This window comes from Alcanivorax sp. NBRC 101098 (assembly GCF_001010505.1).
GTDB classification, from domain to species: domain Bacteria; phylum Pseudomonadota; class Gammaproteobacteria; order Pseudomonadales; family Alcanivoracaceae; genus Alcanivorax; species Alcanivorax borkumensis.
In genome coordinates this window covers 2,119,888-2,140,745 of the sequence record NZ_AP014613.1, presented here as the reverse complement: position 1 = coordinate 2,140,745, position 20,858 = coordinate 2,119,888, and the positions used below count along the sequence as shown (strand labels likewise).

16 protein-coding genes are annotated in these 20,858 nt (G+C 55.5%); 14 read left to right on the top strand and 2 right to left on the bottom strand.

The window, feature by feature from the left end; translation table 11 throughout:
* Nucleotides 1-113 precede the first annotated feature (113 nt).
* The gene (gene sufB / locus AS19_RS09635) at nt 114-1,553 is read right to left on the bottom strand and encodes a Fe-S cluster assembly protein SufB (protein WP_011589144.1); all 1,440 of its coding nucleotides are present in this window, start codon (nt 1,551-1,553) and stop codon (nt 114-116) included.
* Nucleotides 1,554-1,850: 297 nt separating this feature from the next.
* Between sufB and ndk the strand changes: the two genes are divergently transcribed.
* From ndk to AS19_RS09575, 12 genes are all read left to right on the top strand, one after another.
* Nucleotides 1,851-2,282, top strand: a complete 432-nt coding sequence (gene ndk, locus AS19_RS09630; RefSeq protein ID WP_011589143.1) for a nucleoside-diphosphate kinase — start codon at nt 1,851-1,853, stop codon at nt 2,280-2,282.
* Nucleotides 2,283-2,365: 83 nt separating this feature from the next.
* On the top strand, nt 2,366-3,511 hold the full coding sequence (gene rlmN / locus AS19_RS09625; RefSeq protein ID WP_011589142.1) for a 23S rRNA (adenine(2503)-C(2))-methyltransferase RlmN: 1,146 nt from the start codon (nt 2,366-2,368) through the stop codon (nt 3,509-3,511).
* The gene (gene pilW / locus AS19_RS09620) at nt 3,508-4,293 is read left to right on the top strand and encodes a type IV pilus biogenesis/stability protein PilW (RefSeq protein WP_011589141.1); all 786 of its coding nucleotides are present in this window, start codon (nt 3,508-3,510) and stop codon (nt 4,291-4,293) included. The genes rlmN and pilW overlap by 4 nt, the downstream gene beginning before the upstream one ends.
* Nucleotides 4,290-5,195: a RodZ domain-containing protein gene (locus tag AS19_RS09615; RefSeq protein ID WP_035461323.1), complete on the top strand. Its 906-nt coding sequence runs from the start codon at nt 4,290-4,292 to the stop codon at nt 5,193-5,195. Before pilW ends, AS19_RS09615 begins: the two co-directional genes overlap by 4 nt.
* 21 nt (nt 5,196-5,216) lie before the next feature.
* Complete coding sequence (gene ispG / locus AS19_RS09610) at nt 5,217-6,335, top strand: flavodoxin-dependent (E)-4-hydroxy-3-methylbut-2-enyl-diphosphate synthase (protein WP_011589139.1); 1,119 nt, start codon at nt 5,217-5,219, stop codon at nt 6,333-6,335.
* An 85-nt stretch (nt 6,336-6,420) separates the two neighbouring features.
* Nucleotides 6,421-7,689, top strand: a complete 1,269-nt coding sequence (gene hisS, locus AS19_RS09605; RefSeq protein WP_082116372.1) for a histidine--tRNA ligase — start codon at nt 6,421-6,423, stop codon at nt 7,687-7,689.
* A gap of 168 nt (nt 7,690-7,857) precedes the next feature.
* The gene (locus AS19_RS09600; protein WP_101235030.1) at nt 7,858-8,493 is read left to right on the top strand and encodes a tetratricopeptide repeat protein; all 636 of its coding nucleotides are present in this window, start codon (nt 7,858-7,860) and stop codon (nt 8,491-8,493) included.
* Nucleotides 8,494-9,636: an outer membrane protein assembly factor BamB gene (gene bamB / locus AS19_RS09595; RefSeq protein ID WP_011589136.1), complete on the top strand. Its 1,143-nt coding sequence runs from the start codon at nt 8,494-8,496 to the stop codon at nt 9,634-9,636.
* Between the two features lie 108 nt (nt 9,637-9,744).
* Complete coding sequence (gene der / locus AS19_RS09590; RefSeq protein ID WP_035461321.1) at nt 9,745-11,154, top strand: ribosome biogenesis GTPase Der; 1,410 nt, start codon at nt 9,745-9,747, stop codon at nt 11,152-11,154.
* Between the two features lie 128 nt (nt 11,155-11,282).
* Nucleotides 11,283-13,322 (top strand): TonB-dependent siderophore receptor, encoded by a 2,040-nt coding sequence (locus AS19_RS09585; protein WP_231860766.1) that lies wholly within the window; start codon nt 11,283-11,285, stop codon nt 13,320-13,322.
* 4 nt (nt 13,323-13,326) lie between these two features.
* Nucleotides 13,327-14,196 carry a hypothetical protein gene (locus AS19_RS09580; protein ID WP_035461318.1) on the top strand — a complete coding sequence of 290 codons (870 nt, stop codon included), beginning with the start codon at nt 13,327-13,329 and terminating at the stop codon, nt 14,194-14,196.
* The gene (locus AS19_RS09575; protein ID WP_035461315.1) at nt 14,193-16,133 is read left to right on the top strand and encodes an ATP-binding protein; all 1,941 of its coding nucleotides are present in this window, start codon (nt 14,193-14,195) and stop codon (nt 16,131-16,133) included. Before AS19_RS09580 ends, AS19_RS09575 begins: the two co-directional genes overlap by 4 nt.
* Here AS19_RS09575 and xseA read toward each other — a convergent pair.
* On the bottom strand, nt 16,090-17,436 hold the full coding sequence (gene xseA / locus AS19_RS09570; RefSeq protein ID WP_035461313.1) for an exodeoxyribonuclease VII large subunit: 1,347 nt from the start codon (nt 17,434-17,436) through the stop codon (nt 16,090-16,092). The genes AS19_RS09575 and xseA overlap by 44 nt on opposite strands.
* Before the next feature lie 171 nt (nt 17,437-17,607).
* Between xseA and guaB the strand changes: the two genes are divergently transcribed.
* Together guaB and guaA are read left to right on the top strand one after the other, a co-directional pair.
* Entirely contained in the window at nt 17,608-19,089 is a 1,482-nt protein-coding gene (gene guaB / locus AS19_RS09565) for an IMP dehydrogenase (RefSeq protein WP_011589130.1), read from the top strand.
* Between the two features lie 187 nt (nt 19,090-19,276).
* On the top strand, nt 19,277-20,848 hold the full coding sequence (gene guaA, locus AS19_RS09560; protein ID WP_011589129.1) for a glutamine-hydrolyzing GMP synthase: 1,572 nt from the start codon (nt 19,277-19,279) through the stop codon (nt 20,846-20,848).
* Nucleotides 20,849-20,858 lie beyond the last annotated feature (10 nt).

Below are 20,858 nucleotides of genomic sequence, written 5' to 3'. Positions count from 1 at the left end.
CAGCCCGGGTTGATTCGGTTTGCGGTGGGCGCCGGCCTGCTCGCGATCCATGATTGGTAAAGGGTGAATCGCTTGCGGGCAAACTCCCACACAGTCATTTTCAGGGTGAGGGCTTAGCCCACTGCGCCTTCTAGGCTAACTTCCAGCAACTTACCCGCTTCCACGGCAAATTCCATGGGCAGTTCCTTGAACACCTCTTTACAGAAGCCGTTCACAATCATGGAAACCGCCTTTTCCGGGTCGATGCCGCGTTGCCGGCACAGGAACATTTGGTCGTCACTCACCTTGGAGGTGGTGGCCTCGTGTTCGATGGTGGCCGTGGGGTTTTTCGACTCGATGTACGGGAAAGTGTGTGCACCGCAGGTGTCACCGAGCAACAGTGAGTCGCACTGGGTGAAGTTACGGGCGTTTTCTGCCCGCGGGCTGATGCGCACTAAGCCACGGTAGCTGTTGCTACTGCGCCCGGCGGAGATGCCCTTGGAAATAATGGTGCTCTTGGTGTTCTTGCCCAAGTGGATCATCTTGGTGCCGGTGTCTGCTTGTTGCATGTGGCGGGTCAGCGCTACGGAGTAAAACTCACCGATGCTGTTGTCGCCACGCAAGATCACGGACGGATACTTCCACGTGATAGCGGAGCCCGTTTCTACCTGGGTCCAGCTAATTTTGCTGTTGTCGTGGGCGATACCGCGCTTGGTCACGAAGTTATAAATGCCGCCTTTGCCGTTCTCATCACCGGGGTACCAATTCTGTACGGTGGAGTACTTGATCTCGGCGCCGGGTAGAGCAACCAGTTCAACCACCGCCGCGTGCAGCTGGTTTTCGTCGCGCTGAGGTGCGGTGCAGCCTTCCAGGTAGCTCACGTAGCTGCCTTCGTCGGCAATGATCAGGGTGCGCTCGAACTGGCCGGTGTTGGCTTCGTTGATGCGGAAATAGGTGGACAGCTCCATGGGGCAGCGTACGCCCTTGGGGATGTAGACGAAGGAGCCGTCAGAGAATACTGCACTGTTCAAAGCGGCGTAGAAGTTGTCGCCTTTGGGCACCACGGAACCCATGTATTTCTGCACCAACTCCGGGTATTCCTGAATGGCTTCGGAAATAGAGCAGAAAATTACTCCGGCTTCCCATAGCTTCTCTTTGAAGGTGGTGAATACCGAGGAGGAATCGAACACTACGTCTACAGCGACACCGGCCAGCATTTCCTGTTCGTGCAGGGGGATGCCCAGTTTTTCATAGGTGGCGAGTAGCTCTGGGTCCACTTCATCTAGGCTTTTGGGGGCGTCGTCCAAGCTTTTGGGCTTGGAGTAGTAAGACACCTCGTTAAAGTCGATGGGCGGGTGGTGCAGATGCGCCCAGCCCGGTGTGGGCATCTCCTGCCACTTGCGGTAGCTGTCTAGGCGCCACTCAAGCATCCATTCCGGTTCGCCTTTTTTGGCGGACAGAAAACGGATGACTTCCTCGCTCAGCCCAGGGGGCAGGGTCTCGGTGTCCACCGTGGTGGTAAAACCGGCCTCGTAATTGGAGCGAATCAGCTTGTCCAGTTCGGCTTGGCTCATAGATCAGGGCCTGCAGTTGAATACCAGAGTAATTTAGTCGGGTATTATACGCCTTTACAGGGCGCTGTCGAATGAGGGGGCGGTAAGAAAACGGGCGCCCCCGCAACGGCAGGGCATGGGCGCCTCCGACGGGGTCGCAACGGTATCATAATTCGCCCCGCATGCGTATAATGCGCCGGTTCCAAGGGAGGGTGAAACTGGCGGCTTTGGCCGGCCTGCAATCCCTCCTGTCATTGCCCCGGGCAGCCCTTGCTGTAGCCGAGGACCATTTAACGCAAATCTGGAGTGAACTGACTGATGGCTGTTGAGCGCACACTCTCTATCATCAAGCCTGATGCCGTGGCCAAGAACGTGATCGGCGAAATCGTTACCCGTTTCGAAAAGGCTGGCCTGAGCGTGGTTGCCATGAAAATGGTACACCTGAGCGACGAAAAAGCGGGCGGCTTCTATGCTGAGCACAAAGAGCGTCCTTTCTTCAAGGATCTGGTGGGCTTCATGACCAGCGGTCCTGTGGTTGTACAGGTGCTGGAAGGTGAAGATGCGGTTGCCAAAAACCGTGACCTGATGGGTGCTACCAACCCGAAAGAAGCGGAAGCTGGCACTATCCGTGCAGATTTTGCGGAAACTATCGACGCAAACGCGGTCCATGGTTCTGACTCCACCGAGTCTGCTGCCCGCGAAGTGGCCTATTTCTTCTCCGATGAAGAAGTGTGCCCGCGCGCTAGCTAATGTCAGCCAGCGTGCAATACCAGCCACGGCCTTGGGCCGTGGCTGGCGTTTAAAGGAAACCCGGTTTCCTATTGGAGAATGTTATGACTGCCCAACAGAAGGTGAATCTGCTCGGCCTTTCTCGCCCGCAAATGGAAGAATTCTTCCTGACCATGGGGGAGAAGAAGTTCCGTGCCCAGCAGGTGCTCAAATGGATCCACCACCACCAGGCGGATTCCTTCGAGCAAATGACCGATGTGGGTAAGGCATTGCGCCAGAAATTGTCCGAGGTCGCGGAAATACGCGGCCCGAAGGTAACCCACGAGAGTATTAGCCGTGACGGCACCCGCAAATGGGTGTTCGAAATGGATAACGGCGGTGCCGTGGAAACCGTTTTTATTCCCGATGGCCGGCGCGGCACCTTGTGTGTGTCATCCCAGGTGGGCTGTGCAGTGGACTGCAGCTTCTGTTCCACCGGTAAGCAGGGCTTTCAGCGCGACATGACTAGCGCCGAGATCATCGGCCAGGTGTGGCAGGCTAGCCGCGCCTTTGGCCCGCGCCGTAATTTGGGCCAGCATCCGATTACCAATGTGGTGATGATGGGCATGGGTGAGCCCCTGCTTAATTACGACAAGGTGCTTACGGCCATGCGGATCATGAAAGATGATCTAGGTTACGGTATTGGCAAAAAACGCATCACCGTGTCCACTTCCGGGGTGATTCCGAAAATGAATCAGCTTAGTGAAGATCTGGACGTGTCATTGGCGGTGAGCCTGCACGCACCCAATGACGAGCTGCGTAATCAGCTGGTGCCATTGAATCGTAAGTACCCGCTAAAAGACCTGATGGCGGCGTGCAAGCGTTACAGCAAGAATATCACCCATCGTCATAACACCATCACCATGGAATATGTGATGTTGCGGGATGTGAACGACAAGCCGGAACACGCTCGCCAGTTAGTTAAACTGCTTAACGGCATCCCCGTGAAGGTGAACCTGATACCGTTTAATCCGTTCCCGCATGCGGGTTATGAGCGGTCACGTAAAAACGATATTTTGGAATTCCACAAATATTTGAATGACAACGGGGTGATGACCACAGTGAGGACAACCCGCGGTGATGATATTGATGCCGCTTGTGGTCAGTTGGTGGGGCAGGTGAAGGATCGTACCCGGCGCAGTGAGCGCTGGAAGGAATCTATTTTTCATCGCACTGAACAAACAGATGACAATACAGCGCAGACCCAATGAGACGTTTTTTTCAGGTTATTTTCATCCTGTCTCTTGCAGGGGCTTTTGCCGCCGGGTGTGTCACGGTGGACGATGGCCCAAAAGTAAAAGTGGATGAAGCGGTTAATAGCCGCGTGGCAGCCGGGTTGCAGTATTTGCAGCAGGGCAGCCCGTCGGAAGCTCGCCGTCATTTTTCGCGCGCGTTGAATCTGGATGATGACAGTGCCGTCGCGCATAATGCCATGGCATTGCTCTACAAATATGAGCAGGACCCTACCAATGAAGAGTACCATTACCGCAAAGCACTGAATGCGGACCGCCATTACTCCCCGGCACTGAATAACTACGGCACCTTGCTGTACGGTCGTGGTGAGTACAAAGAAGCACTCAAACATTTCAAAAAAGCCGCCAACGATCCGTCCTATGAGGGCCGAGGCAGCGCCTGGGAAAACATGGGGCGTTGTTACCAGCGATTGGGAAACAGCGAGGACGCCCGCAGTGCCTATGTTAAGGCCCTGCGCCTGAACCCCCGTTCTGTTCAGCCCAGCCTAGCGCTGGCGCAATTGTATTTTGACGAAGGCCGTAGCCGCCTAGCATGGGATTATTACCAGCAATATGTGCAGCGCACGGGCCGTCAGAGTGCCCGCGCCCTGTGGCTGGGTATTCAACTGTCCAATTCGTTGGGCTACCGCAACCAGCAATCCAGCTATGAGCTGGCCCTGGATAATCTTTACCGCCGCTCTGGCGAGTACCGTCAGTGGCAGCAATGGAAAGCTGAGCAAGCAAAAGGAGCGCAGCAATGAGCGATGACATGGTGGTATTACCCGGCGAACGTTGTCGCAGAGCCCGTGAGGCCCAGGGTATGACTCAGGCTGAGGCGGCCCAGCGCTTGCACTTGTCTCTGACCTATCTGCAGAGCTTGGATGCTGACGATTATGAGCGTTTGCCGGAAGCCACCTTCGTGAAGGGCTACCTGCGTAACTACGCACGGTTGCTTGGGCTGCCGGCGGAAGAAATCGCCGGTACCTTCCAGCAAATGGTTAATGAGGATGCGCTAGATAAGCCCCTGCTGCTGCCGTCTATTGCGCCACCGCCTGCGGCGTGGCTCAAACCGCTGCTGATTGCCCTGGCGTTGGTAGTGCTGGTTTCCTTGCTATGGGCGTTCTGGCCTAGCAAAGGTGAATTGCCTGCGCTGCCTGACAAGGTTCAGGAAATGAGCCAGCAGAGTGAAGCCGAAGCAGACGCCAGTAATAACGACATGGGTGTTCAGCGCCAGGCCCAATTTGATGACGAAATGGCGGGTGTGATCCAGGGTGCAAGCCTTAACGGTACCGATGCTACTGACGAGGGTGGGCCGCAGGCGGCTGCTGAGTCGATCTCTGACATTACCACTGAAGACGTGGGAAACGATGACGGCCAGCTCCAGAATAATGATGACGTTTCATCCATGCTGGCGGCCAATGGTCTGGATCGCCTGTCACTCAGTTTTACCAGTAACTGCTGGATTAAAGTGACCGATGCCAACGGCCGCACTTTGCGCCAAGGCGAACAATCTGGTGGCGCCTCTCTGATGTTGGATGGCAAAGCGCCGTTCAACCTGACTCTCGGCAACGCTGGGGCGGTGGATGAGTTGCTGGTTAACGGTAAAGCTGTCACCTTGCCGACGGATTCCCCCGGTAAAGTTGTGCGGATCTCCGTTCCCTGATTCGCGAGGGTAGAAAACACCATGGAACCGGAAGTTAAGATTGAACGTCGTAAAACCCGCCAAGTCATGGTGGGCAATGTCCCTGTCGGTGGCGATGCCCCGATCTCCGTACAAAGCATGACCAATTCTGAAACCTGTGATGTAGATGCCACTGTCGGCCAAATCCGCCGGTTACAAGATGCCGGTGTGGATATCGTGCGTGTTTCGGTGCCTTCCATGGAGGCCGCCGAGGCTTTCGGCAAAATTCGCAAGCAGGTGGATGTGCCGCTGGTGGCGGATATCCATTACGATTACAAAATTGCTTTAGCTGTCGCTGAGCAGGGCGTGGACTGCCTGCGTATCAATCCTGGCAATATTGGCCGAGAAGACCGTATCAAGGCCGTGATTCAATGCGCCAAAGACAAAGGCTTGCCGATTCGTATCGGTGTGAATGCCGGCTCCTTGGAAAAAGAATTGCAACGCAAATACGGCGAGCCCACCTCTGATGCATTGGTGGAATCGGCCTTGCGTCATGCGGACATCCTCGACCGTTACGATTTCCAAAATTTTAAAGTTAGCGTTAAGGCCTCCAATGTATTTATGACGCTGCAGGCCTACCGCAAGCTTTCCTCTCAGCTAGAACAGCCGTTGCACTTGGGGGTTACCGAAGCGGGAACCTTCCGTTCTGGCACGGTGAAGTCTGCCGTGGCGCTAGGCGCGCTACTGATGGAAGGCATTGGCGACACTATTCGTGTTTCTCTGGCGGCGGACCCGGTAGAAGAAGTACGCGTTGGTTTCGATATTCTGAAAAGCCTGAACCTGCGCAAAAAAGGCGTGAACATCATTGCCTGCCCTAGCTGTTCACGGCAAAACTTTGATGTGATCAAAACCGTGAACGAGCTGGAAGCGCGTCTGGAAGACATCAATGAATCCGTCGACCTGGCGGTGATTGGCTGTTTGGTAAATGGCCCCGGCGAAGCCCGTGAAGTGGATGTGGGGCTCACCGGCGGCACGCCCAATAATTTAGCCTACCGTGACGGTGAAAAAAGCCACCACATTACCGCTGACGATCTGGTCGACGAGCTTGAGCGAATGGTGCGCGCCAAGGTCAAGAAACAGCGCGAAGACGAAGAAAAAGGCATTATCGCCCGTAGTGAATAGAAGGCGAGGGATCCAGTGGGCCGGGCGTGATGGGTTTGCGTCTGGTGCTTGGTGTCCAGCGTTCTGCGTTTTTTAAGGAATTGCAGTGAGTAAGAAAATCACGTCTATCCGTGGGATGAACGATATCCTGCCGGAACAGACCGGCCTGTGGCAGTGGCTGGAAGCAAAAGTGGGTGCGGTGCTGGCCAGCTATGGTTACCAGGAAATCCGCATGCCGATTGTGGAGCAGACCGACCTGTTCAAGCGCAGTATCGGTGAAGTTACGGATATCGTCGAAAAGGAAATGTACACCTTCGACGACCGCAACGGTGACAGCTTAACCCTGCGTCCAGAAGGTACCGCCAGTTGCGTACGCGCTTGTGAACAGCATGGTCTGTTGTACAACCAGACCCAGCGCTTGTGGTACGCCGGGCCCATGTTTCGCCACGAACGCCCTCAGGCGGGCCGCTATCGCCAATTCCACCAGATCGGTGTAGAAACCTTTGGTATGACAGGGCCAGATATTGATGCGGAAGTCATCCTGCTTACCGCACGCCTGTGGAAAGCTTTGGGGCTGGAAGACAAGGTGGTCTTGGAACTGAATTCCTTGGGCGACAGTGCTGACCGGGCTCGTTATCGTGATGCTCTTGTGGATTATCTGAAGGCCCATTTTGACGACTTGGATGGGGACTCGCAGAAGCGCTTGGAGCGTAGCCCGCTGCGTGTCTTGGATAGTAAAGACACGGGCACTCGCGAGGTGCTCAAAGGCGCGCCGCAGCTGGCGGATTATTTGAATGATGAGGCGGTGGCCCATTTTGAAGGGCTGAAAGCCTTGCTAGATGCCAGTGGCATTGCTTATAAGGTGAACCCGTATTTGGTACGCGGGCTCGATTATTATGGCAAAACTGTTTTCGAATGGGTGACCGATGCGTTAGGCGCACAGGGCACAGTATGCGCCGGTGGTCGCTACGATGGCCTAGTGGAGCAGCTGGGTGGCAAACCGACCCCAGCAGTGGGCTTCGCCATGGGGATCGAGCGGTTGATTTTGCTTATCGAGCAGGAAAGACCGGAACTGTCAGCGCCGGTGGACGTCTATGTGATGGCTATGGGGGATGTGCTGGCTCCGACCATGGCGTTGTCCGAACATCTTCGTGATGCTTTGCCCTGTCGTGCAATTCAGTTGCACTGTGGTGGCGGCAGCTTCAAAAGCCAGATGAAAAAAGCCGATCGCAGTGGTGCTGCGGTGGGCTTGATTATGGGTGAAGATGAATTGGCCAGTGGCGTGGTGACGGTGAAGCCACTGCGCGGTCAGGGCGAACAGGTACAGGTTGCTCAGGGCGATGTGGCCAATGCGGTGACATCGTTTCTTGAATAATAGAGTGTTCTGAACGAGACAACAGACGAGTTTAAAGTTTAAAGTTGAAACGAGATCAAGATATTGCCATCCGGAAAGGATTTCTCCGCACTCTTGAGCTTTAAACTTTCAACTCGACAAACAACGACCCGAACCAACCTCGGGATATAAATACGAAAGGAGAGCAGGGTGGCAGATTACATGCGCGATGAAGAAGAACAGGCAGAGCTGCTAAAAGAGTGGTGGCAAAAGAACGGTACGGCCACGATTATTACCGTGGTGTTAGCTGTAGCCGCTCTGATTGGTTGGCGTGAATGGCAAGACCACCAAGGCGAACAGTCCGCCGAAGCCTCCAAACACTATCAGGTGATGGTCGAAGCGCTGACTGCACAGGAAGTGGATGAAGCGACAGTGAACCAGAAGGCTGAAGCGTTGAAAGAAAATTTCCCCGGCAGTGCCTACGCCAACTACGCCAATTTGGCGCAGGCTCGTTTGGCGGTGCAAGCGGGTGATTATGAAAGCGCTGCATCTCTACTGCAGAGCGTGGTTGATGATGGCGCTACAGATGCGCTGATTTACACCGCCCGCCTACGCTTGGTACGTGTGTTGTTGCAGCAAGAAGCCTATGACAAGGCCGCCGCCGAGCTGGATAATAGTTTCCCGAGCGCCTTCAATGGCATGGCTCTGGAGCTGCGTGGTGACTTGGCGAAGGCCCGTGGCGATCATCAAGCTGCCACGGATGCCTATACCCAGGCGCTGGAAACCCTGCAGGATAACGGTGAAAAAGACCGTGTGCAGATGAAACTGGACGACCTGAAGAGCTAAATGAAATATTTCCTTCTCCCCCTCGCACTGACCGGCCTGTTGTTGACCGGTTGTAGCTCCAACCCGAATGCCATTGAGCCCAATGACTTGCCGGATTTTGATGCCAGCTACAAGGTAAAACGGCTCTGGAAGGAGGGCGTGGGTGACGGGGTGGAAGAAAGCCAGTTAACCCTGCGCCCGGCGGTGACCCAGCAACAGGTGTTTGCCGGTGATGTGTTCGGTGAGGTGTATGCCGTTAGCCGCGATAAGGGCAAGCGCCAGTGGCGGGTTAAAACCGGCGATCGCATTGGTGGTGGCTTCTACGCCGGTTACGGCATGGTGCTTTACGGTACACGCGAGGGTATGGCTGTAGCTCTGTCCATGGATAATGGTGAGGAGCTGTGGCGAACCCGACTTTCTGGTGAAGCGCTGGCAATTCCTGCCAGCAACGGCGCTATTGCTGTGTTTCAGACTCAAGACGGCCATGTGACGGCGCTGGATGCTAGCACGGGTGAGAAAATGTGGGATTACGAAACCGTGGTGCCCACTCTGACCCTGCGTGGGCTGGCCCAACCCGCCATTGTCGATGGCCGTGTGTATGCCGGTTTCGCCAATGCCAAGCTAGCGGCTCTGGACGCTGAAACCGGTGTGCCCGTATGGGAGCAACGCATTGCTGAACCTACCGGGCGTTCTGAACTCGACCGTCTTACTGATGTGGACGGGAACTTGATCGTGGAAGGCGGCGGCGTTTTCGCGGTGGCGTTTCAAGGCAAGGTAGGTGTGGCGGACCAGGTTAATGGCCGGCAATACTGGGCTAAGGAAATGTCCAGCGCTCAGGTGATCAGTGCAAGCGGTGGCCGTTTGTTTGTGGCCGATGACAATGGTGTGGTGTGGTCTGTGGACCAGCGCACCGGCAGTATCATTTGGAAGCAAGACAAACTTTATGGGCGCCGGCTCACTGGCACAGCGGTTCAGGGAGAGCTGGTCGCAGTGGGTGATTTTGAAGGTTATCTGCACTGGATGAATACAGATGACGGCACCCTGCTAGCACGCAAGCGGCATGACCGTGATGGCTTTGCTGGCACCCCGGTTAGCTTTGACGATACCCTTTATGTGCTGAGTTATGACGGTAAGCTTGCGGCTTATGGATTGCGTCAAAAGTAACCCGTGCATTTAGTTTACCTTTGAAAAATCTGCGTGCTGCGCAGATTTTTTCGTTTGGCGCCGCCTTTGGCGTTACCATAGCGCCGTTGAAACCTCGTTGAGATGACTATGAAGCCGGTAATCGCCTTGGTTGGGCGGCCCAATGTGGGCAAATCCACACTTTTTAACCGACTGACCCGCACTCGTGATGCCTTGGTGGCTGACTTTCCGGGGCTGACCCGTGACCGTAAGTACGGGGATGGCCAGCTGGGCGGGTATTTGTACACCGTAGTGGATACCGGCGGTATCGGCGAGAACGATGACGGCATTGACGTACCGATGACCAGTCAATCCTTGCAGGCGGTAGGTGAGGCGGATGTGGTGCTGTTCATGGTGGATGGCCGTGCCGGCCTGACCGCCGCCGATGAGCAGATCGCCAGTGAGTTGCGCAAGCTGCCCAAGCCCACCTATCTCATCGTCAACAAGACCGATGGCGTGGACGCGGATTCGGCCATGTCTGAGTTCTTTGCGCTGGGGCTCACCGAAGTGTTACCTATCGCCGCGGCCCATGGCCGTGGTGTGACCAGCATGATTGAACATATCCTCGAAGGGTTCACGGATCTGGAGCTGCTTCCGGAAGGCGAGCATCGCACCTCTAAGAAACCCGGTGAAGACAGCATTCGCGTGGCGGTATTGGGGCGCCCTAACGTGGGCAAATCTACCCTAATCAACCGTATGCTTGGTGAAGAACGGGTGGTGGTGTTTGACCACGCTGGGACCACTCGTGACTCCATTGAGGTGCCGTTTGAGCGCATGGGCCGCGCTTATACCTTGATCGACACTGCCGGAGTGCGGCGGCGCGGTAAAGTGTTCGAAATGGTTGAAAAGTTTTCTGTGATAAAAGCGTTACAGGCCATGGAAGCTGCCCAAGTGGTGGTGGTGGTGATCGATGCCCGCGAAGGTATTACCGATCAGGATCTGCACCTTCTGGGCTATGCCCTAGATAGCGGCCGCGCTTTGATGATTGCTGTGAACAAATGGGATGGTCTGGAGGCAGATCATAAAGAACGGGTTCGAGTGAATCTTGGGCGACGTTTGGAGTTTGCTCCCTGGGTAAAGATAAAATTTATTTCTGCTCTGCATGGTACTGGGGTTGGGGACCTTTGGGGCATGGTAGAGCAAGCTTGGGATAGCGCCTTTATCAAGATTGGCACCAACGAGCTGACTCGGATGATGGAAGAGATCACCAACGGCCACCCGCCACCGCGCAATGGACGCTTTCGTGCCAAATTGCGTTATGCTCACTTGGGCGGCAATAACCCACCGACGTTGGTGTTGCACGGTAACCGCACGGAAGCCTTGCCGACCAGCTATAAGAAATTTCTGGAAAATCGTTTCCGCGAGCTGCTGAAACTGGAAGGTACGCCTATCCGGCTGGAATTTAAATCTGGCACGAATCCTTATGAAGGGCGCAAGAATGTACTGACAGACCGGCAAGTGCACAAGCGCAAGCGGATGATCAAGCGGATGAAGAAATAACCCTTCTGGGCAATGCCGGGGGCGGTAACGCATATCACGGGGGATGGGTTATCAAACGTTGGGGATACGTTGGAATAGCCGGGGGGCTAAGCCTGCTCTGTGCATCGGTGCAGGGTATGGAGCCAATAATGGAACCCGCCCAGCAGCCGGCCATGGTGCTGACACCTGCCCGTGTCAGCCAGCCTCAGTCTGAGGCCCCCGCCAGCGTTACCGTTATCGATCGCACCTTAATTGAAGCCAGTGGCGCTCGCGAACTCTACGAGGTTCTTAAGCTGGTGCCGGGCATGGCCGCCGTGAAAGTGGATGGCAATGTTCCCTCTGTGGCTTACCACCCAACCCTGGCGCGGGATCAGCGCCGCATGCTGGTTCTATTGGATGGCCGTAGCCAGTACCAACCGGGCCTGTCCCGGGTCAGCTGGAACGATATGCCGGTGGATATACGGGATGTGGAACGCATAGAAGTGACCCGTGGCCCGGCAGCAGCAGCATACGGTGCCAACGCCTTCACCGCGGTCATTAATATCATTACCCGAGATCCGCGCGATATCAGCAGCAGCGGTGTGACAATGCTGGGCGGAAACAATGGCATTCGTGATGCCCATTTGGTCGGAGTTCATCAGCTGAGCAATGGTGCCGTGCGGGCCTCGGTGTCCCGTCGGGCGGATAACGGCTACGATGAACCTTTCGAAGGAAAAACCCTGCCGGATGACAAGCACATCGAAACACTCAACACTGAATGGGTGTGGGAAGCGGATGAGCGTAACACGCTTACGGTGCAGGCAGGGGGAAGTCAGAGCCGCTTGGAGCGCCAGCAGGAAGCGGGACTGACGGATATGGGTGAATACCAAGACGACCCGATACAGAAAGGCGAACGGGCCTTTTTATCGCTGCAATGGCAGCACAACTTTAGCCGTACTCATCAGCTGCAGATCCTCACATACGGCCAATACAATCAAGAAGTAACCGGTTTTGAGTTGTGTTATCTGGACCCGGTGACCGGCAAGCCAGGCCCTGGTGGCGGTCTGTTTTTTAGCAAGGAATTACGGGATTTGTATTTGCAAAATGGCGGTGACATAGAGGCGACTTTCGCTGCCTTCCCGTCCGACCTTGATGTCATGAATCGTTATTTGAGCCTTCAAAGTGCGGGCTCGCCTTTTTGTGCCAGTAGTGAGCTGGATATTCAAGAGGTTCGCTATGATTTGGAAATACAAGACACCTTACACTTGGCTCGCTGGGCTAGATTAGTCAGTGGTGCGGAGGTCCGCCATGACCGGGTTCAGTCCGATAGTTACCTGGGCGGCACAGAGGATAATGTCAGCTATCGTCTGTTTGGCAATTTGGCACTGGATGTTCTGGATCCGGTAACGGTAAATTTAGGTGGCTATTGGGAGCGAGACCAGATTAGCGACGATCACTTCAGTCCTCGTGCTGGCGTAAACTGGCGAGTGTTCCCCGGTCATCACCTGCGTTATGTTTATTCTGAGGCTCTACGCACCCCGGATATTTATGAAGAACGCGCCAATATCAATTTCCAAGCGCAAGCTCTGTCATCTCCCTTTGGCGAAAACGCCCAGACACTACTGGGCTGGTCGCCAGCCTATTTTTTTGTGACTCAACAAAGTCCTGCGACCTTTAAACCAGAGAAAATGCGCTCCTGGGAGGTAGGCTATTACGGTCAGTTTTCCGCGGTTGAGCTGGATGTTCGTTATTTTCAAGAAACCCTGACTAACCTGCTCAGCACAGCATTGAATTCCTTTGATTTTGAACCCAACAACGACGGTAGGGTGAATCACCAGGGCACCGAAGCCCAGCTCACCTGGCGCCCGGCAGCGTCGCATTTGTTCCGCGTAACCGGTGCTCATATCCACACCCGGAGCAATGTGAAGACTGAGTACCGTCTGGCTGCACGGAATTCCGGTAGTGCTCTTTGGTCATGGCAGTTCAGCCAGCATTGGGCATTTTCTTCGGCCTACTACCTATCTAATGATTACAACGATAATCGTTTTGAACGTGTGGATATGCAGCTCCGTTTTCGACATCGTGCGGGCCCTACGGAGCTGGAATGGCAGGCTGTCGTGCAGCATGGGCTGAACAAGCAGCCGGTAGTCTTTCCAGAGAACCGTTATCAGCAAGACAGGATGTGGTTTGGTGTGACGGTGAGGATGTAATCGGATGCGGAGCTGGCAGGGACCTATTCTCGGTTTCCTTTTGCTGTTGGTATCGGCAGTCCCTGCGTTGTCTGCGCCGCCAGTAACGGTGCGTGTGCTTGCTGAACCCTCCCCTTTTAGTGATGTATTTGTGTCGTCTCTGACACAAGAGCTACCGAACAACCTGCGTATGGTTGATGAGCCTGAGGCTGCCGATGTGTTGGTGGCGCTCGGTGATGCGGCTTTTAGCGATGCTCTGGTCCATGGTAAACCGTTGCTGGGCATTTATGTCAGCCGTGCGTTGAGTGAAGACGCCGAACGGCAAGGCTGTCAGTGTGCGGCTGTTTGGGCGGGAGTGAGCCTGCTTGACCAATTGCGCATGGTGCACACCATGATGCCCCTAGCCCGTCGGGTCGGCGTGGTAATGGGCACAAACAGCGTTTGGCCTATAGAGGTGGTGCGCCGCCACCGTGGCGCGATCAAGCTGGAGCCGTTGCCGGTAAACAATGCCCGGGGTTTGGGCAATACACTGCGTGAAAATCTTAATCATCTCGATGCAATTGTGTTGCCCGTGGATGATGCCTTGTTGGGGCCTGATGCGGCCAAGCTGGTGTTACTGACCAGTTACCGCCAGCGTCGCCCGGTGTTTGGCCCAGACCTAACGTTTGTGAATGCGGGTAGCGTTGCTTCATATTTTGCCAGCGGCAGCGACCTGGTCAGCGAAGGGGCTCAGCGGCTGCATTACTTTGCTAATAACAGGCAATGGCAGGCATCGTCGTTCGTGGTTCGCCCATCGGTGGTGGTTAACGAGCATGTGGCCAGAGGGTTTGATATGCGTTACCGCACCAGCGGTACGCTCCAAGATGCCTTACAAGACGCGAGGGCGTTGCCTTGACTGGTTCTGACTCACCGCGCAAGGGCCCGGGCATTCGCAAACAGCTGCAAATCTTGGGGCTAGCACCTGCGCTGTTTATGCTCGGCCTTTTGTTGATGGCGTTGACTTGGCAGCGTTTTGAAGATGCAGACCGGGATCTGCACGAGTTAGGCAGTTTCCTCGCTCAGCAGATTGCCTCGGCGTCAGAGTATGGTGTGTTGGCGGGCAATTACACGGATTTGCGTCGTCAGGCACAGATGGCCATGCAGCGGGCTGATCTGCAATACGTGGTGTTCCGGGATAGCGATGGGCTGGTGTTACTCTACGAGGGGCGCGATGCACTGGAGGAAAACGCGGATATTATCGAATTCCACTCCGGTATTTATCGTCAGCCGGTGGTGCCCGAAGGCATGCTCGACCATACCGAAGGGCGGAACATAAAGCCGGATCGTATTGGTGAAGTGGTGTTGGGGATGTCCAGCGCCCGGTTGCTGGCCCGGCAGAAAGAAATTTTGAAGGCTAGCCTGATTCCGGCCTTCTTTGCGATAATTTTGGGGCTCTGGATCGCACACTATCTGACCCGGCAGATTGCGGCCCCGCTTGGCGACCTGTCTGGTCTGCTTCGGACTCTACGTTACGGGGAATACACGGTACGCGGCCGTCGTCGTTTGCAAGGCGAGTTGGGTGAGCTGCAGGACAATATCAATGAATTGGCCGGCGCTCTGGAAGGCGCCCGCCGCAAGCAGCAAGCGGCCATGACTGAATTGCAGGATGCTCATCGTCATGCTCAGACGGCAAGCCAGGCAAAAAGTGACTTTCTAGCGATGATGAGCCATGAGCTACGTACGCCTATGAACGGCGTTCTGGGTATGCTGCAACTGCTGGAAGAAACCGCTCAGAATGATGAGCAGCACGAATATACGCAGGCGGCCTTGGAGTCCACCGGACATTTACTCGATGTAATCAACGATATCCTTGATTTTTCTCGCATCGAAGCCGGCCGCATGGATCTCGACCCCTCCTTTTTCGAGATACTGCCTTTACTGAAAAATTGCGTGGCGACGTTCCGCTATGTGGCAGAAAGCAAAGGCCTGTATTTGCAACTAGAAGGCGCAGAGGCGCTGGCTGGACAAGTGGCGCGCAGCGATCCAACCCGGTTGCGACAGGTGCTTAGCAACTTGATTTCCAATGCGGTGAAATTTACTCAAGAGGGGGGGGTTACTGTGTCCGTATCGGTATCACCGGTACATGGCGACTGGCTAGACCTGAGTATTGCCGTGGCCGATACCGGCATCGGTATTCCTCGCGAAAAACGCGCAGGCCTATTCAAGGCGTTCTCGCAGATTGATTCGTCCACCTCGCGCCGTTTTGGTGGTACCGGGTTGGGGCTGGCCATCGCTCGCAAGCTTAGTGAAATGCTTGGCGGCACTCTGACCGTGGACGGCCGTGAAGAGGGCGGCAGTATCTTCACGTTATCGCTGCGTCTATTGTGCCGAGAACAGCGAGAGCCCAGTGACGGTGATATTGCGAGTCGGCAGATTGAACAGGATCAGCCCATTCTGCATGGGGTAGTTTTGTTAGTAGAAGATAATCCGATCAATGCCATGGTGGCCCGGCGTATCCTTGAGCGGATGGGCGTTTGCGTGGTGACAGCCGGAAACGGTCACGAGGCCCTGGAAAAGGCGCGCCAGCGCGACTTTGACTGCATTCTCATGGATGTGCAGATGCCAATAATGGATGGGCTGGCCGCTACCCGATTGTTGCGGCAATGGGAGCGGGAACAGGGGAGGGCGCCGATGCCGGTAGTGGCGCTTACCGCCAATGCCATGAATGAAGAACGTGAACGTTGCCTAGCGGCGGGGATGAACTCCCATCTCGCCAAACCCTTCCGTCGCCAGCAATTGGCGCGAGTGCTCAGTCCGTATCTGACGCCTGGACGTGTTCTACCCGGGCGATAATTTCGCCGTCGGCCAGCCGGGTAGTCAGGGTGTCGCCGGCTTGCAGCTGTTCCACAGAGCGCACCGCCTGGTTCCCCTTAAAAGTAATACTGTATCCTCGTGCTAGGGTTTCCAGCGGGCTGGCGGTATGCAGGCGCTTACTCAACCCGGCTAGCTGCAGTTGTTGCTGCTGAAGTTGGCGCAGGATTGGCTGAGGGAGTCGCTTGCTCAGGGTTGCTAGCCGTTGCTGGCGCTCCACCAGCAATCGTTGCGGGGACAGCCGCGCCAGCCGTTGCTGGCTGGGTTGCAGGCGGCCCTGCAGCAGGGTGAGGCGATGTTGCATTTGCCGCTGCAAGCGGTTTTGTAGCTCATCCAGTCGCTGGCTGCTCTGTTCAAGGTGCTGGCGGGGGGAGCGCAACCGTTGGCTGAGATGGCGCAGGCGCTCTTGCACAGTACGTAGCTCTTGCGCCATGACCCAGCGAAGTCGCCGGTGTAGCCCCGCAAGTCGTTGACGGACAATGGAGAGATCCGGGCTCACCAGCTCGGCGGCGGCGGAGGGGGTAGGCGCGCGCAGGTCGGCGGCAAAGTCGGTCAAGCCGGTGTCCACTTCATGGCCCACCGCTGAAACAATGGGAATGGGGCAGTTCGCCACGGCTCGCGCCAACCCTTCGTCATTGAATGCCCACAAGTCCTCCAGAGAACCGCCGCCACGGCCCAGGATCAGCACATCACATTCATTACGTGCCACGGCCAATGCCAGCGCTTGGCGCAATTGCGCCGGAGCCTCGGCTCCTTGAACGGCAGCGGGGTAGATCACCACGGGTATGGAAGGGCATCGGCGCTGCAGTACTTGCAAAATATCGCGAATAGCGGCGCCGCTGGGTGAGGTGATGACCCCAATCTGGTTGGGCCAGGCGGGCAGCGTTCGTTTGTGTTCCTGGGCGAACAGTCCTTCACTTTGTAGCTGGGCTTTCAAGGCGTCGAACTGGGCTTTTAATGCGCCCTGGCCAGCGGGCTCCATGTGTTCGACCACAATCTGGAAATTGCCGCGGGGAACGTAAAGGGTGATCTTGGCGCGCACCAGCACCTGTTGCCCGTTTTGGGGGGCAAAATCCAGTAGCCTGTTACGATTACGAAACATGGCTCCATTAATCTGGGCTCGGGTGTCTTTCAGGCTGAAATACCAGTGGCCGGAGGCCGGGCGAGAGAAGTTGGACAGCTCTCCCTGGAGCCAAATCAGGGGAAAAGAACTTTCCAGCAGGCCCTGGGCATCCAGGTTTAACTGGCTGATAGACAGCGGTTCGGCGCGGGATGAAATGGTCATCGCGGGAGGGTAGCCCGTTTTTTTGTACCCTGCCAGCGGTGATTGTGTGGTTAGCCGGTAATGTCGTATAATCGCCCGCCTAATTTAACGGGGTGCCTGTCTAAATTTTAGGTGCTACCGCTCCGCCCGGTGGAATCCGCCAGGCTCCCCCCTCACTTCCTACGGTGCAATATGCTCAGAATTGCCCAAGAAGCACTGACGTTTGATGACGTTTTGCTTGTGCCCGCCCATTCCAATGTGCTGCCCAAAGATGTGTCCCTAAAGTCCAAGTTGACTCGGGGTATTGCTTTGAACATTCCGCTGGTATCCGCAGCCATGGATACGGTTACCGAGCACCGCCTAGCCATTACTATGGCGCAGGAAGGGGGTGTTGGTATCCTCCATAAAAGCATGGATATCGAGGATCAGGCGCGCAACGTGCGGATGGTTAAAAAGTATGAATCCGGGGTAGTGAAAGACCCGATTACCGTCACCCCAGATACCACGGTTGCCGAGCTGATTCGTATTACCGAAGCGAATAATATCTCCGGTGTGCCGGTGGTTGAGAAAAAAGGGAATGGCGATAAGGTTGTGGGTATTGTGACCAGTCGTGATACCCGTTTCATTACCAACTATGACCAATGTGTTAAAGACATCATGACCGGCAAGGATCGGTTGGTGACTGTGCTGGAAGGCGCTGGCGCCGATGAAGTCCAGGCCCTGCTACACAAACACCGCATTGAGAAAATCATTGTGGTGAATGAAGCGGGTGATTTGCGTGGCATGATCACCGTCAAAGACATTGAGAAAGCCGCTAAATATCCTAATGCCTGTAAAGACTCCCAAGGTCGCTTGCGTGTTGGGGCCGCGGTGGGTACCGGTGCGGGCACTGACGAACGTGTTGCTGCGTTGGTTGAAGCCGGTGTGGATGTGATCGTTGTCGATACCGCTCACGGACATTCCCAAGGTGTGATTGATCGGGTGTCTTGGGTGAAGAAACACTTCCCCGATGTACAAGTCATTGGCGGTAACATTGCTACCGCTGCGGCAGCAAAAGATCTGGTTGCTGCTGGCGCAGATGCAGTGAAAGTCGGTATCGGCCCTGGTTCCATCTGTACTACCCGTATTGTGGCCGGTATTGGTGTGCCGCAGATTACCGCTATTTCTGACGTGGCGGCAGCATTGGAAGGTACGGGTGTGCCCTTGATTGCTGACGGTGGTATCCGTTTTTCCGGAGATATTTCCAAAGCGGTGGCGGCAGGCGCCAGCGCCATCATGATCGGCTCCTTGTTGGCGGGCACAGAAGAAGCGCCGGGCGACGTTGAGCTGTTCCAGGGTGGCTATTACAAAGCCTACCGTGGCATGGGGTCTTTGGGGGCCATGTCTGGTTCTACGGGCTCCTCAGACCGTTATTTCCAGGATGCTGCTGCAGGCATTGAAAAGCTGGTTCCGGAAGGTATCGAAGGCCGGGTTCCCTACAAGGGCCCAATGAGTGCCATCGTTCATCAGTTGACGGGTGGCCTGCGTGCCTCCATGGGCTATACCGGTTGCGCCACCATCGAAGAGATGCGGACCAAGCCGGAATTCGTGAAGGTGACTAACGCCGGCATGAAAGAGTCCCACGTGCACGATGTGACAATTACCAAGGAAGCGCCTAATTACCCAGTAGGGTAATGCGAACGTAGACGTAGTGTCGCTGGCCAAGAGCGCTATGCTTGAAGCCAGAGACGGAATGCTGAAATCGGTCGAGCCGCGCTCGACCGATTTTTCTTTTTAAAGTGCTAGGCGGCAAATATTTGGCGCTTGGTCCGTTCTAACCAGGTTCGGCTCTAACCGCCGGCAACCACCGGGATAGACCCCAATGACAGACATTCATGCCCAGCGCATTCTCATTCTGGACTTCGGATCCCAATACACTCAACTGATTGCGCGTCGTGTGCGTGAAATCGGGGTATATTGCGAAATTCGTGCCTTTGACATGACGGCTGAAGAGCTGGCCGAATTCGCGCCCAAAGGCATCATCCTTTCCGGTGGCCCTGAATCTGTTACCGCAGCGCAAACGCCACGGGCGCCTCAAGCCGTATTCGAAGCGGGCATTCCGGTGCTGGGTATCTGTTACGGCATGCAGACAATGGCCGAGCAGTTGGGCGGTAAGGTCATCGCTGGCGAAAAACATGAATTCGGTTATGCCCGTGTGGAAAAAGCAGAGCCTAATGCGCTGCTTGATGGCATCGTTGACCATGAAGAACAGGGCAAGGAATTCCTCGATGTATGGATGAGTCATGGCGATCGTGTTGGTGAAATGCCAGCGGGGTTTGTGGCCACCGCCACCACCGGCAGTTGTCCCATTGCTGGCATGGCCAATGACGAAAAGCGCTTCTATGGCATTCAGTTTCATCCGGAAGTGACCCATACCTTGCAAGGTGGTCGTCTGCTGGAACGCTTTATACGCGAGCTGTGTGAATGTGAGGCGCTTTGGACGCCGAGCAACATCATCAGCGATGCCATTGATACCATCCGTGAGCAGGTAGGCACCGACGAGGTGATCCTGGGGCTTTCCGGCGGGGTGGATTCTTCCGTGGTCGCAGCGTTGCTGCACAAGGCAATCGGCGATCAGCTCACTTGTGTGTTTGTCGATAACGGTCTGTTGCGTCACCAGGAAGGTGACCAAGTAATGGAAATGTTTGCCGATAACATGGGTGTTAAGGTGATCCGGGTGGACGCGGAAGACAACTTCCTCGGAAAACTGGCCGGTGAAGCGGACCCGGAGAAAAAACGCAAAATTATCGGTAATACCTTTATCGATATCTTCGACGATGAAGCGAGCAAATTGCAGAACGCTAACTGGCTCGCCCAAGGCACTATCTACCCGGACGTGATTGAGTCCGCCGCCAGTAAGACTGGCAAGGCCCATGTTATCAAGAGCCACCATAACGTGGGTGGCCTACCGGAAGATATGAAGCTCAAGCTGGTTGAGCCTTTGCGTGAATTGTTCAAGGATGAAGTGCGCAAAATTGGCTTAGAGCTGGGGCTGCCCTACGACATGGTTTACCGCCATCCTTTCCCTGGACCGGGGCTGGGCGTACGTATCCTGGGTGAAGTGAAGAAGGAATATGCTGACACCTTGCGTCTAGCGGATCATATCTTCATTGAAGAGCTGCGAGCGGCAGGCCTGTATCACAAAACCAGTCAGGCTTTTGCGGTGTTCCTGCCAGTGAAATCGGTCGGCGTGGTGGGTGATGCCCGTCGCTATGAATACGTGGTGGCCCTGCGAGCAGTGGAAACCATCGACTTCATGACCGCCCGTTGGGCGCACCTACCCTATGATTTCCTAGAACTGGTTTCCAGCCGGATCATCAATGAAATTCCAGGTATTAGTCGGGTGACCTACGATATTTCTTCCAAGCCACCTGCAACTATCGAGTGGGAGTGACGGGCACTGG